The sequence below is a fragment of the Arenibacter sp. ARW7G5Y1 genome (genome assembly GCF_003201775.1).
Taxonomy (GTDB): Bacteria; Bacteroidota; Bacteroidia; order Flavobacteriales; family Flavobacteriaceae; genus Arenibacter.
In genome coordinates, this window is the sequence record NZ_QJJZ01000017.1 from 32,518 (window position 1) to 47,685 (window position 15,168).

Annotated in this window: 10 protein-coding genes and 1 tRNA gene; 3 read left to right on the top strand and 8 right to left on the bottom strand. The window is 36.5% G+C overall.

Features of this window, described 5'->3' with window-relative positions:
- The first annotated feature begins 21 nt into the window (after positions 1 to 21).
- Positions 22 to 1,296, top strand: a complete 1,275-nt coding sequence (murF, locus tag C7972_RS19785) for a UDP-N-acetylmuramoyl-tripeptide--D-alanyl-D-alanine ligase (protein ID WP_110357905.1) — start codon at positions 22 to 24, stop codon at positions 1,294 to 1,296.
- Between the two features lie 23 nt (positions 1,297 to 1,319).
- On the opposite strand, the gene C7972_RS19790 is transcribed toward murF, so the two are convergent.
- Positions 1,320 to 1,394: transfer RNA gene (locus tag C7972_RS19790), tRNA-Val, on the bottom strand.
- 233 nt (positions 1,395 to 1,627) lie between these two features.
- The gene (locus C7972_RS19795; RefSeq protein WP_258364906.1) at positions 1,628 to 3,031 is read right to left on the bottom strand and encodes an arylsulfatase; all 1,404 of its coding nucleotides are present in this window, start codon (positions 3,029 to 3,031) and stop codon (positions 1,628 to 1,630) included.
- Between the two features lie 767 nt (positions 3,032 to 3,798).
- Here C7972_RS19795 and C7972_RS19800 point away from each other — a divergent pair.
- Entirely contained in the window at positions 3,799 to 4,953 is a 1,155-nt protein-coding gene (locus tag C7972_RS19800; RefSeq protein WP_110357942.1) for an alkaline phosphatase family protein, read from the top strand.
- Positions 4,954 to 5,050: 97 nt separating this feature from the next.
- Here C7972_RS19800 and C7972_RS23925 read toward each other — a convergent pair whose 3' ends face one another.
- Positions 5,051 to 5,194, bottom strand: a complete 144-nt coding sequence (locus tag C7972_RS23925; RefSeq protein ID WP_181422943.1) for a hypothetical protein — start codon at positions 5,192 to 5,194, stop codon at positions 5,051 to 5,053.
- Between the two features lie 92 nt (positions 5,195 to 5,286).
- On the opposite strand from C7972_RS23925, the gene C7972_RS23930 reads away from it, so the two are divergent.
- Positions 5,287 to 5,460 carry a hypothetical protein gene (locus tag C7972_RS23930; protein WP_181422944.1) on the top strand — a complete coding sequence of 58 codons (174 nt, stop codon included), beginning with the start codon at positions 5,287 to 5,289 and terminating at the stop codon, positions 5,458 to 5,460.
- Positions 5,461 to 6,047: 587 nt separating this feature from the next.
- Here the strand turns inward: C7972_RS23930 and C7972_RS19810 are convergent.
- From C7972_RS19810 to C7972_RS19830, 5 genes are all read right to left on the bottom strand, one after another.
- Positions 6,048 to 6,611 (bottom strand): DUF1572 family protein, encoded by a 564-nt coding sequence (locus C7972_RS19810; RefSeq protein ID WP_110357907.1) that lies wholly within the window; start codon positions 6,609 to 6,611, stop codon positions 6,048 to 6,050.
- Between the two features lie 385 nt (positions 6,612 to 6,996).
- Positions 6,997 to 8,274 (bottom strand): hypothetical protein, encoded by a 1,278-nt coding sequence (locus C7972_RS19815; RefSeq protein WP_146216356.1) that lies wholly within the window; start codon positions 8,272 to 8,274, stop codon positions 6,997 to 6,999.
- Between the two features lie 981 nt (positions 8,275 to 9,255).
- Entirely contained in the window at positions 9,256 to 10,170 is a 915-nt protein-coding gene (locus tag C7972_RS19820) for a discoidin domain-containing protein (protein ID WP_181422945.1), read from the bottom strand.
- Between the two features lie 29 nt (positions 10,171 to 10,199).
- Positions 10,200 to 11,849: a RagB/SusD family nutrient uptake outer membrane protein gene (locus C7972_RS19825; RefSeq protein ID WP_110357910.1), complete on the bottom strand. Its 1,650-nt coding sequence runs from the start codon at positions 11,847 to 11,849 to the stop codon at positions 10,200 to 10,202.
- A gap of 10 nt (positions 11,850 to 11,859) precedes the next feature.
- Positions 11,860 to 15,057: a TonB-dependent receptor gene (locus C7972_RS19830; RefSeq protein ID WP_110357911.1), complete on the bottom strand. Its 3,198-nt coding sequence runs from the start codon at positions 15,055 to 15,057 to the stop codon at positions 11,860 to 11,862.
- Positions 15,058 to 15,168: the final 111 nt, after the last annotated feature.

A 15,168-nucleotide genomic window follows, 5' to 3' on the forward strand; every position in this document is an offset into this window, starting at 1 on the left:
CTTTTTTTATATCTTAGATTTATGACAATAGAACAACTGCACCAACTCTTTATGGAGTTCCCACAGGCCTGCACAGACACTAGAAAAATAAGTCCAAATTGCATATTTTTTGCTTTAAAGGGAGATAATTTCAATGGCAACTCCTATGCCCTCCAGGCTCTGGAAAGTGGCGCCGCATATGCCGTAATCGACGAAGAGGAATATGCAGGCCACGAAAAGGCCATATTGGTTGAAAATGTACTTACAACGCTACAAAATCTATCCCAATATCACCGAAATTATTGCAAAGCAAAGGTAATCGGCCTTACCGGAAGCAATGGCAAAACCACCACCAAGGAGCTCATTACCGCCGTTCTATCCAAAAAATATAAGACTATTGCCACCAAGGGAAATCTAAACAATCATATTGGTGTACCCTTAACTCTGCTTACCATAAGCCCGGATACGGAAATGGCCATCGTTGAAATGGGTGCCAACCATCTTAAGGAAATAGATTTCTTATGTAAGCTGGCGATGCCGGATTACGGGTATATTACCAATTTCGGGAAGGCTCATCTAGAAGGTTTTGGAAGTGAGGAGGGGGTAATAAAAGGAAAAAGTGAACTCTATAATTTTTTAACAAGCCATGACAGATCCATTTTTTACAATGCAGACGACCCGATCCAGAAAGAAAAACTGGCCACGGTCATAAAAAAATACGGGTATAGCCAAAACAATAGCGAATTTTTTGAAATAAAATTTATAGGCGCCGACCCATTTGTTAAAATTGCCGTTGGCGATGTCCATATTACAACCCAACTGGTGGGCAGTTATAATTTCACCAATTGCTGTGCCGCAATTTTAATTGGAAAATACTTTAACGTTGCGCTGGATGAAATAAAAAAAGGGATTGAAAATTACGTTCCCCAAAATAATCGTTCCCAAATAATAGACAAAAACGGCCACCATATAATCCTGGATGCGTATAATGCCAACCCTACAAGTATGAAGGCCGCATTGGACAACTTTCAGCAATTGAAAGCGGACAATAAGGTTGCGTTCTTAGGAGACATGTTCGAATTGGGAAATACAGCGGAAAAAGAACATCAGGAAATTGCCAATATAGTCACCCAAATGAATTTAGACCATGTGTTTTTAATTGGGGAAAACTTTTTCAAGACAAAAAACGACCTTAACAAATATAAATCCTTTGACCATCTTAAGGAAATTCTCAATACCAACACCCTAAAAAACGGTACTATCTTGATAAAAGGATCAAGAGGCATGGCTTTGGAAAGAATACTCGATTTATTGTAACCTATAAAATCGAGGTGTTTTTGTGGGACATACTGGATTCGAACCAGTGACCTCTGCCCTGTCAAGGCAGCGCTCTAAACCAACTGAGCTAATACCCCATTATCTGTACAAACAGAATAATAGTCCGCCAAAATTACACCAATTTTAAGAGTATAAAACAAGCTTGGAGATTTTTTTTCAATAAATTGATGTCCTATGCTATCAAAATAAAGTTATGGCTATTGGACCAAATGTAGGATACCGCCCCGGCAGGTCTATGTTTCAACAGCGGTGGGCAAATAAATCAATCCACAATTAAATTGAAGGGACACGGCTACCTACCACTTCCATATTATGATTTTCCAAATAGAAATACTTCTGAAGGAGTCCTGGCATTTTCCAAAATCCTTTCAATCCTAGCCACAATCTCAGGAAAATCGGCCGCCACATTATTCTCCTCGCCAATATCCTTGGAAAGATCATATAGCTCTATCCGGGCATCAGGATTCTGTAGTACATTGTACTTTACCGCCTTCCAGTCTCCCATTCGTACCGCTTGTCTACCCCCTTTTTCATGAAACTCCCAATACAGATACCCGTGCGCTTTCTGCTCAGCGGATTTACCTAGCAAGGTGGGCAATAAGGAAATCCCGTCCAAACCTGGAGTATCCTTTACCCCCGCTATTTCAGCCAAAGTGGGAAAGACATCCCAAAATGCGGAAACATGCTCGGTGATAGTTCCCGGTTTGATTCTTGTGGGCCATTTTACCATCATGGGGACACGAATTCCCCCTTCGTACAAGTCTCTTTTATATCCTTTTAAAGGACCATTACTGTCAAAATAATCAGGATCCGCCCCTCCCTCTAGATGCGGACCATTGTCGGAGGTAAAGATTATAAGGGTATTATCCGCAATTCCCAAATCCTCGACCTTCTTAACAATTTCACCTACCTGTTCGTCCAAGATACTCACCATAGCTGCGAAAGCGGCATGCGATTCGGGTTGGGAACCGTAACCCCCCAATTTATAAGTTGGACCCCCATCGGTTCCTTTGTATATTTTTTCAGGTAAGTATTTACCACTAAATTTATTTTGTATTTCCGGAGGTGCAATTAATTCTGCATGGGGAATTATAGAAGGAACATAGGCAAAAAAAGGTCTATCCTTATTCTCTTCAATAAATTGCAAGGTCTTTTCATGGATGAGATCTGGAGCATAAATACCTTTTTTCTTGCCCGAATTCTCCGGAAGCACTATCGAGTCTTGATTGGACCATAAATGATAAGGATAGTAATTATGCCCTAATCGTTGACAATTATAGCCATAAAAGGTGTCAAATCCTTGGTTATTGGGGTCACCCTCAGACCCAGGATATCCCAATCCCCATTTTCCAAAGGCCCCTGTCCTATAACCAACTGTCTTTAAGACTTCGGCTATGGTAAGGGTGCTATCAGGAATGGGATACTGTCCTTCCGGCCTAACCTCATGATTCCCCCTAACCACCGTATGCCCCGTATGCATACCGGTCATAAGTGCCGATCTTGAGGGGGCGCAAACAGTACTCCCAGAATAATGTTGGGTAAAAAGCATACCCTCGGCAGCCAACTTGTCTATGTTGGGGGTTTTAAATTTTTTTTGTCCATATACACTAAGATCCCCGTACCCCAAATCATCGGCAAGGATATAAATAATATTTGGCGGGGCAATTGTTTTTGATATTTCGGCCGAACCCACATGGGATGGTTTCGTTTCCATTTTACACGAAAGGAACGTAAATACAACAACAATCATTGTACCCATAACAACTTTAAGACCCATAGTTCAACATATTTATTCAAACATACATAGAATTTTAAAATGTTGGGCGTTGAAGAAATGAAAAAAACCACTTTAAACCCAAGGATCACTGGCTGGGAAAAACTTGCCATTAAAAGCCCGAAACAACAACCTTGCCGTACTAAAAAATTGATACTGCCGATACATCCACATACTCCCCCTTACATTTTTTCATGACGCCTAACCTATGACAAATTAACAATCTGACTTCTTTTTAAAATATTTTTGAACAGATAGCCCAAAACCATGGCTGTTGTTTCAGAAGGTTCAAAATCCGTAAAGGACAACATATATCTCCTACCATTCTCAAGCTGAAATATTGCCGGTATCCCTAAATTCGATTTGACCCAATAATTCCAAATTTTTATTGGGACTACAGCCATTGGGAAACCCACGTTTAGTTTCAAACCCATTTAGTTGAATATTGTAAGTCATGATTATATTCTTTTTATTGCCGGGGCAATCCAAGTAATGGACATGAAAATTCAATACAATCTTAGAAAATATCCACTACAAATTAATTCCAATCCAAAATAACATTCCGTAAAATTAAAAGTATATTTATACCTATCATACACCTTGAGAAAAACCAATAAACAATCAGTACCTTGAAACTTTATAGCCTCATTTTAATCAGCCTTATTTACTACTCCACCCTCTTCGGACAGAAGCAGAACACCAAAATAATGTTTGTTATAGTTGATGGTATCTCTGCTGATGTTTTGGAAAACGTGGAAACACCCCACCTCGATACCATTGCCAAGAAAGGGGGATATACCCGTGCCTATGTAGGAGGAACTAAGGATAGTTATTCTGAAACTCCTACTATTTCCGCCGTAGGTTACAACAGTCTGTTAACCGGTACTTGGGCCAATAAACACAATGTGTGGGGCAACAGTATCGAAGATCCCAATTACAATTATTGGACAATTTTCAGATATGCCAAAGAGAGCAGGCCAGAATTAAAAACAGCTATATTCTCTACATGGTTGGACAATAGAACAAAATTAATCGGGGAGAGCCTTCCTCAAACCAATTACCTGAAATTAAACTATCATTTTGATGGCTTTGAATTGGACACCATAAATTTTCCACATGACGAAGACCGGCTTTACATCCATAAAATAGATGAAATGGTAGTTGATGAAGCCGCCAGGTATATAATAGAGGAAAGTCCAGATCTTTCATGGGTGTATCTTGAATATACAGATGATATGGGGCACCGTTACGGGGATAGCGAACAATTTCACAATGCCATTACCATAATGGACAAACAAATAGGGCGTATATACAAGGCAATGGAATTTAGACGAGGGAAATATGGCGAAGATTGGCAGATATTCATCACTACAGATCATGGCAGGAACAAGGAAACGGGCAAAGGGCATGGTGGACAATCCGACAGGGAACGCCTGACCTGGATCATTACCAACGCCGATAATTTAAATGACTATTTTAAAAACGAAACCCCAGGTATAGTTGATATTTTGCCGGCGATGCTCAGAAGTTTGGAAATCAACCCCGAGCGTAACAGGGCGTTTGAAATTGATGGGGTCTCCATTACCGGACCACTTTCGGTGAGTAATTTAAAGGCGAGTGTTCAAGGCAACGACTTAACCCTTAACTGGAGGAATTATAATAGGGATAAAGAACTTAAAATTTATCTAAGTACGGAAAATGGTTTTAAAAATGGTAATTACGACCATTTTAAATTGGTTAAAACAGTAAAAGGGAGCCGTAATAGTACAAAAATAGACTTACGTAAATTTCCTTCCCGATTTTATAAAATTGTGATAGAAGGAAAACACAATTCTACCAATACTTGGGTAGTGTTCAACTAGATAGGTCAACGGTTCCATTTACTGCCGGAACACCATCAGTGGCATGGTGTTGTCCATGGAAACGCCATATTCATTCAAACCGATTGTGCAGGAAATGTTACCATTTATACATTTCCATATCCAACCACTGTATATACTCCCTATCTTCATTCAAAATTAAAATGGAATTACGGCCATAGCCTTTAAACTGACTTTTATTTATACCAAACAGAATAGTCTTTACAGTTTTTAAACGGTCCATTTTAGAATAATTATATAACCTATTTTAAAAATTGTATAACACCCAGCTTCCCCTATTTTCGACATTTGTATAACACCCAAAAACCCTATATCATGTCACAGATCATAAGCATAATACTCGTATTGAATCTTTGTTTTGCAGGAGGCACCATCTTCGTAATCCTTCATGGGATGTATATTTCAAAAAAAACACGTTCATTGGATATGGACTCCATTCACAATTTGGAAAAAAGTAAGATCAGCCAAGGCCAAGAAGGTCAATTTTAAGGTAAAAAGTGTTGAACCATCCATTGCGGATTGTATTCTTGAGGATCGTTTTGCAAAATTCCATCCCTAACGCCTAGGTCTCCGAAATACCTTTAAGTTCGAAGAATATCATATTTCCTTGAAAAAAAATCCAAGATTGATTTTTCAACCAAATAGTTGCGTACAATCTTCGCAAGATGAACCAAGGGCAATATAATTGGATTGGAATTAGCTACGGCGGAATATATTTGTTCACTATGGTCCTTAGCCGCAACACCATTTCTTTCTATACCAGTTATTCTATATAAATCTACTTTAGCACATCTTTGTTGATGGAATGTACCGTTATAAACTTTGCAAGCCACTCAAATGTTAGGTCGGGTATGCCCGTAAAGTGTATTAATGCCATAGCCTATCCAGATAGACCAAGTCTGGAATAACCATGAAACATTTAATTGAACATAAAAAATCCTTGGAACGGTCGCCACCAATTCCACACCCCAAAATCAACATTATGGACCCATCTAAAACAAAATAGTTACTGCAGGGTCTCATATGTATGGGGATGGACTATTGATTTACATAGCTTATGTTGTTGTAGCCAGTTATTATTCTTGTTTTAAATCATCAGAGAAATGTCCTTTGTGTTTTCCTTTTGAAAATTTCTCTTCGTTAAATTCATTCGATTTCCCTTTCGGAATAGTCAAACTTTCCCATCCGTCTCCTTTTATTACTTTTCCGATATATACGATTTGTCCAATGTGATAAGGATAATGAGCGAATTGTCGGTTTATTGCTTCGAGAATTGAATGTTCTTGATTTCGGATATATACTTTTGTTTCAAAGTTATCTTCATTTACCGAGTCCAACGCCTTGAATAAGCATTTCCACCCGTCATTCCATTTTTCAAGTAATTCATCTTTGGTTTTTATAACCGATTCAAATTCCATATCTCTATTCCGCCATTCTTTTTCTCCGTCAGTAGTCAAAAAATTAGTCCAACGAGATTTCATATTTCCCCAAAGATGATTTACTATTACAGCAATAGAGTTCGAGTCTTCATTAAATTGCCAAAAAAGGTCTTTTTCATTCAATTGGTCAAATGTTTTTTCTCCAACAGATTTGTAATATTCAAATTGTTTCTTGATACTATTTAGATATTCGGTTTTCATTTAGCGTTCAATTTTCAAAATGGCTACAACACTGAATATAGTAATTAGTGCTTACAGTCCATTATGGGTCTTGATAAAACATTCACTTTCATACAAATAAATGCTGTCTTCTTTTTTTGAGCAACCATAGCCAAGACTTAACCATTTGATATCATAATCCTTTCCTCGGATTATTTCATATAATTTGCCCGATTTATACGTATAAGCCGCCTGTCCCAAAAAATAGCTATAATTGCTAGTTCTCCTATTGTTTATTCTTATTAAAAACTATGCCTCATCGGCACCAATTCATAGGAGAACATGATCGTTATTAGTTACCCTTTATTTTATGTTTTGTCTTTTTTCCCGCAATTATTCCAAACATACATTGGTAATGGGTTATCATCTATTTGGGATGATAATCCCAAAAGAATATTTTGGCAGGATTTGAGTGTACTGCAATAATTTGATTGTTCACTGCATCAAAAAACAGTCCTTTCATATAATTGGTTTTCGGCTCCAAATTAAGCACAGCCAAACTCCCCATTGTCTTTAGGTCCCATACAGCCAGATGATTATCCTTTTTGTCAGAAAGTATGGAAGTTATCAAAAAATCGTCTTTCCTTTTGTACAGATGTTGGACTCCTACGCCGTGAACGAGTACTTTTTTCAGCTCAAAATTATTTTTATCATTCACCAACAAACCTGTGTATCTTGTTTGTTCTTTACTGCTCATAGAGTTTATAGTTGAATTTATTTCAACTTCAAAACTTGGAGTTAAAGTTTTTGGGTTTAAATAATAATGGAAGGGAATCAAAGAATACCGGCTTTTATCATCATTATTGATTTCCTGCAACCCAAAAGAAGCTCCAATATTACTTGGTGGAGCATTGTATATTTTTCCGTTTTCAAACTTTAAGGGCAATGATGTATAAAAATTTGTAAAGTATAAACGTTTTTCAACTTCCTTATCACTCATCCCATAAGAATCTATTGTTGGAAAATCTATAGTTCCTGTTTTTGGTTTGGAAATTATTTTTTGTAGTGATGGAAACTTGATGGTAGTATAGTAATTCTGAACATCATTTTTTTCATCATAGTTTGCTTGTGAATGTTCTATTTGGAAACCATTGTCATCGGTAAACGAAAATACCCCATAAGAGCTTATGGAGTTTGGTAGAAATGAAAAATCCTTTCCCTCAGGAGGGAGCAATTGATTGGTTTTTTTATATATAATAAGTCTATCCTTTATAAAATCCTCTATTTCATATGTTATGGAACTCTTTAAATCTAAGGCAATCAGTTTAAAGGAAGTATTACCATTTCCTCCAATTGAAAAAAGGAAATAGTCCTTTTTAGGAGATAAACCATATATTTTAGATCTAGAAATGGCACCATAGGTTTTATATAATTCGAGGAGAACAGATTCCTTAATTTGTTTTGTATTGGTATTTAGAACAATTAATTTATTAGGTTTTTCATATTCCTCAGTCATCATTATGATATGGTTCCCATCAAGCCATTCAACGAATATAATAGAGGAATGGTCATCAAATATATGTTTGGAGCTATATGGGATCAATGGAATATCTTCCCCGCCAGCAAAAACAAATTTTTGCTTGACTTTTTGAAAAATAAGACTATCGTTAATGCTTGGTAAATTGTTGTTATTGCGATTTTTCACAGCTAATGATTTGGATTCCTCTCTGTTTTCCGAATTGCTTTTTTGCTGAGACAGGAATTCGCAACTCACCAATCCAAAAAGAAGTAAGGCTAGTATTATTGATCTATATTTATTTATTGGGATACAAAACATTAAATAATTACTTACGATTCAATATAGTTATTGACTATATTTATTTTACAGGCCAATTTAGTAAATCTTTTTTGTTTGCCTGTAACGCAATACCTTAGTAATAGATACTCTATACTATCTTTATAGCCCATGGGATTCACATACGGGTTGTTTTATTAAAAAAACACCAAATAGATTCATAATAATAGGCTGTTGTTGAAATAAAGACCGGGCACTAAAGGTCTATGCCTATCTTGAATTTGGAAAGGAATTTTTCAACTTACATGATTTTGGTCAGCAATTCCGGGTGGACAACAATCCTATAAACGATGCTGTTTTTCCTTTCTGGGAAAAAATTGTTTCATGTTTTAAACTGGCAGGAAGAATGGTGGAATCGGCATAACGCAACGTAGATTAAGAGCATTATACAATAGGGATATTGAACGGAACATTATAAAGGACAGACCACCCGTTCAAGACCTAAAGGATTTCAAAACTAAAGGGCAAGGGTATTAAAAAGGCATTGTACTATGATCAGGTAAGCAAAATCATCAAATTCGATGTATCCAAATATACGGTATGATTGAGCTTTCTTTAATAAAAATCTTTATTCTAGTTTCTCCAAGGATCAATACCCTTAACTCTTTGAACCCGAATAAAGACAACCTTCTTAAACTCATAATGTACAAATAACACCCTTGATGGATTGCATATTTTAATATATTCAGAAATCTGAATCGGAAGGAACAACTGCTATTAGTTTATTTGCCTTTTACAATTTTGAAATAAAAAAATAGAGGCTGTTTTCACATAAACAGCCTCTATTATAACTAACTAAATATTAACGACCAAATGATTATTTTTTAAGCTTTAATAAATCTCTACTTCACCTATTTCAAGAAACTGCGCATCAGTTGAGTCGAATTGTATGCGAACATACCTTCCCATAACGTTAATATCTGTTAGTTTAGTTGGATGACCCGCAATTGAGGTTTGAAAAATATCGGTAACACCTGGCTGAGATTGAATTGCAGCAACGCTATTATCTGTAAATGGTTCTTCAGAAATAAATACATGATAATTAGTTAAGAGTTCACTACAACAATCGGTTCTATTATAAATATTTATCTGTCTGATAGAATAAATATCCTCCAAATCCACCTCCCACCAACTATCTACACCAACTGGATCAGCCGTGTGGACAATGTTGGGATAATTTGAATTTGTACTTCCATCATTTGCCGTAGCGGCAAAAGTGCCATAAGCTTCACTAGAGGCCCTAGAGGGCTTATGTAAAGCTAAATTGGGAGAGTTATCCCTGACTAAAAAATCTAAAAATAGTACAGCGTTATAATCGAACCCATCTTCACCCAAATTGTCATAAGTAAATTTAAATGTAATAGGGTAACTTTCGCCTATACCAACTCCAAGATCGCCGACTGTTGAGCTAAATGTTGCTTCATATAAACCGTTCACCTCCGTAAAATTGTTAATGGTTTCAATAACCTCATTGTTATTAATGACCTCTATATTCAGGAGTTTAGATTCAGCAGCTAGTGTTAAATCAATAGGACCGGTAAAAAAATCCTCTTTTTGTGGGTCGTATTCCAACGCTGCCAATTCCTCAGTTGTATAATCAACTCCTGTACTAGGATTAACATGCGATAAAAAAAGTTGATCTTTTCCTTTAAGTCGATTATCAATTTTAATTTGATAATCGAGCTCTTTTTCACAACCCATAATTACTAGAGATAGCACAACGAATATTGATAGTATATTTTTCATTTTGAACATTTTTAATTTCATTTTATTATTTACCATCCTGGGTTTTGGGGTAAAAGATTTGGATTTAACTGAATCTGCTCAACGGGTACAGGAAACAAATAAAGTTTATCATCCCATGATCTTCGAATAGCATCATCAGCAATTGTAAATCCATCACTATCAACCTGAATAGTTTTAACATCATTAGGAGGGGAATTTTCATATTCCGTACCTGTATATTTCACACCTAATAAGTTTACAGGAAGTTTGTTTTCTGCTTGTTTCCATCTTCTTAAATCATTAAACCTAAATCCTTCAAAAGCTAACTCCACAGTTCTTTCGTTCCTAATTTGTTCGAGCATACTCAAATTATAACTATTTACCAAACTGTTTGTAAGATGAGCCACCCCAACACGGTCTCTTAATTTATTAATAGTCAAATTCAAGTCTGAATCAGAAATGCTCCCATTTTTCTCATACAAAGCTTCTGCATGATTTAGTAAAACCTCCGCATACCTAAAAGCCATATAATCGTTATACGCTTTTCCCAATTGAGCTTCCGAATTATCCGAGACAAATTTAAAGGGCATATACCCACTAGGTGTACTTTCATTGGTTCCCCCAATACTCGGTATAAAAGTTCTCAAACCTAAATAATCAAATTCTGTTCCAGGCACTAACATTGTTTGGGCCATCCTCGGATCCCTGTTCTCAAATTCAGATGTCATTAAATCATAACCTTGAAACAAAGGGGAAACACTTATAGGTAAGCCATCTGAACAAACATACATATCTGCCAATTGTTTTGTTGGCGCATTATAGAATGTCATTACTAATCTTGTGGTATTATGGAAAATTTCTAAATCGCGATTATACCGTCTGGCTAAAATTGACTCTTTACTACCTTCACCCTCTTCTAAAAACAAAAATCTATATGCCGAATTTGTCGAACTTCCAGTATAAAGTTCATATTCCCCAGATTCTATTAACTTTTGAGAGGCATCAATGGACAGACTAAAATAAGCGTTGGAATCACCTCCTCCATGGTATTTTGACCATGTCCCTTCAAATAAAAATACTCTAGACTTCAACGCCAAAGCGGCCCCCTTTGTCACCCTTCCCTTTTCACTTGAAACCAATTCGCTTTCTAAAGGCAAATGTGCAATCGCCCAATCAAGATCCTCCAATATATAGTCAACAACTTCGGCTCTTGGCGCCCTTGGGGCATCCAATTCTTCAGAGTCTAAATCTAGAGCCCTTTTTACCAAAGGAACATCACCAAATGTGCTTACCAGATTATGATAAGTCATTGCTCTAAAAAAACGTGCTTCAGCCGCATATCTCTCAATATCTGATTGTATATCCAATGCACTTTCATAACGTTCAATTAATCTAGTTGCCCCTCTAATAGTAGCGTATTGACCACTCCATCCCGGGCCATTTTCAATAATCAAAGACCCATTGCTTATGGTGTTGGAACTTCCTCCAACAGCAATATCGGAATCTTGATCATAACCTCCGCTCGCTCCAGGCAAACCGCCATAAAAAGCGTTAGCGGCTTTTTCAAAATCACTAGGAACCTTCCAGAAAGAACCATCGGAAACTTGATCCAAGGGATACAAATTCAATTCCTTATCACAACTCATCATGAATGCCAATACGGCAAACAATGCTATTATTTTTGTCAGTCTTTTTTTCATTTCTCCTTTATTAAAAAGTTAAGTTTAAACCAAGTGAATATCTTTTCGTAAATGGATAAAACACATCTGAACCATTGGTGTTTTCTGCATCATATCCTCCAGTCATACTATCTATAGTAAATAAATCTTCCCCACTGAAATAAATTCTAAGCTTGCTAATATTTAGTTTCTCCAGTACCTCTTGCGGCAGAGAATATCCAAGGGTAATGTTCTTAAATCGTGCATAAGCACCGTTAACCCTAGTGTTTTCTGAAGTTCTGTAATTCCAATATCTAGTGCCTCCTGTAGTAAGTCTTGGATATTTGGCTCCTTGATTATCTGGTTGCCAAGTATTTCCGTAGAATCTTTTTAAAGGTTGCCACCATGGCTGCTCAAAAGGAATAGCAAATGCACCCTCATAGAATACAGATCTTTTTCCAACCCCTTGAATGAAAGTACTAAAATCAAAATCCTTGTATTTTACAGATAAATTAAACCCAAAACTATATCTAGGTGCATTGGTTCCTAAATCAACAACATCTCCATCATTTCCCTGATCGTCATATAGTGAAATTTTTCCATCGCCATTTATATCTTTATATCTCGCATCGCCCACTTGTATGTCATTAGGAATACCTGTTAATTTTTTATATTCATTTAATTCAACTTGATTTTGAATAATTCCATCCCAAACATATCCCCATATTGTGCCTAATGCGTACCCCTCTCTAGTACTGCTAATCAAGTCTCTTCCATCTAGATCTACCAGGATGTTGGTGTTGTCACTCAAATATCCACTAATACCATAAGAAAAATCAGTAGACAAAGCCTCTGCCCATTTCAAACTAAATTCAAATCCTTTCGTCTCTAGACTTCCAATGTTTTTGGCTGGAGGAGAACCTCCTAAAACTGAAGGTAAATTAACCCCCAATAACATATTGTTATTATTTTTTTTATAAACGTCTAATGAACCCGATAATCTGGAACCTAAAAAAGCAAAATCAAGTCCTAAATTAGCGGTTTCCAAATCTTCCCATGTTCTAGATTGAGAAACCAAACCAGCTTCTGTGGCGCTTTGAGCCCTTTCTCCATTACCAAAGGGATATACCCCACCAATATTTATGAGTGCTATATAATCATATAGATTGGCTGAATTTAAATTTTGATTACCTGTAGTACCATATGAAGCCCTTATTTTTAAGAAATCAAATGTGTTTAATTTTTTTATAAACCTTTCTTCGGAAGCTATCCAGTTCAAAGAAAGCCCCCCAAAATCACCCCATCTTTTTTCCGGTGAAAATACAGAGGTCCCATCTCTACGATAGTTAATTTCTGCTACGTACTTCGAATCAAGAACATACGTTAATCTTCCAAAATAAGATCGAATGGCCCACTGATTTGCATTAGAACTATTTAGCATATTCTCGGTACTGCCTAGATTTAGACTAAGTACTTCTGTTTGGGAAAAATTATCCCTACTGGCCCAAAAACTTTTGTTTTCATTTTCTTCATGACTCGTACCTCCCATTAAACTAATATCATGCTTCCCTGCAAATATTTTATGGTAGTCAAAATACAATGAGAAATTTTTATAAGTTGAATTTTGGTTCCAATATTGCAATTCAGTTTTGCTCTGAGAAAAGCCTGCCGGCGTACCATTATAATTAGTTCTAGGCACTATATTCCTAAAGTGCTCGTCATTTCCAATTCTTCTATTTATTGCTGCTTGACTTTGCAGTTTTAAATCCTTGAATATTTTATAACTTAGCTTAAAATTACCATCCAGATTTTCTCTAATACGTGTAGATTTACCAGGGTCTTTACTTGCCCATTGTTTTGGGTTTTCAAAACCCCATTGTTCACCATAGGTATCTCCACTTAAAGTATAGACTGGAAACCATGTAAACATTTTGTTTCTTAGAGCAAATACGTTGCTCGAACCTCTTGGACCTTCCAATGTTCTAGAACGACTGTAAGAAATTTTAGATTCAAGACGTAGGTGATCAGTAATATCGTAACCATGATTTAATCTTAAATTATAGCGTTCATCAGAATCCCAACCATCACTTAATATACCATCAACTCTTGTATACCCAAAAGATGTTGAATAATCTGAACGGTCTCCTCCACCATCAATGGAAATATTGTGATTTGTTTGAATACCGTCATCAAAGAGTATTGAATCCCAATCTACATCTTCATAAAACAAATAGGCATTGCCTCCAATGTCGTCGGGCTCTGCTTTAGCATCAATTTTAGCTAAAACTTCCTCCAAGGTACCTCCCCCTGCAAATTGAGGTATCGATCCAGAAGCCAATTTTGCTTCCCAATCCATTTCTACCCATTGTTTTATATTAACTCTTTCCGTTAAGTTTGAAACAACATTTGTGGAATAATTGGTAGTATAAGAAAATCTAATTTTTTTATTTTTTTTACCAGTTTTAGTAGTGATTAATAAAACCCCTCCTGCCGCTCGGGCTCCGTAAATGGAAGCCGAAGCATCTTTCAACAAAGTAGTCGATTCAATATCATTAGGGTTTAAGAGGTTAAGATCTCCTTCTGTACCATCAATTAACACTAAAGGACTATTACCTCCGTTTATGGAGGTTAAACCTCTAACATTTAGCGCATAACCTTCCCCTCCTGGTGTTCCACTACTCCTTGTTACAGTAAGGCCGGGCATAACTCCTTGCAGGCCGTTCAACACATTTGTAACTGGACGATTTTCTAAAACTTCACCAGAAATTTGTTCTATAGATCCTGCAATCGATTTTTTGGTTCGTTCTCCGTATCCAATCACTACTGCTTCATCCAAATTAGCAATATCTTCTTCCATAGTTATAGTGACACTTGATTGTCCGTTCACCTCAACTTCTTGTGTTACAAATCCTAGATAAGAAATCACTAAAATAGCATCCTTACTAGCTAAATCAATTTGGAACTCACCTTCAAAATCAGCTTGAACTCCGTTAGTAGTGCCCTTCTCCAAAATACTTGCACCAGGCAACGGGACGCCAAAAGCGTCCATAACTACTCCATTAATTATATGTTGCAACTTTGAATTGACTTCAATTCCCTTTTTATTTAAGTTATTGACTATGCCTGGATTGGTGACATTGGCATGGGCACTGAGAATGATTGTTAAAATAAAACATTCTGTGAGCATAATTTTTAGATTCAGTTTCCGGGTTAAAGGAGGATTTAATCCTTTGCGATAAAAAAATTTCATAATTTGTATTTTGGTTTATTATTCAACTTTGTTTACTTCCAACATTTAACTAAATCTCTCAAAAAATTGATTTGAATTCGTCCGAGATCTACCGTTATAAGTCGCACGAAA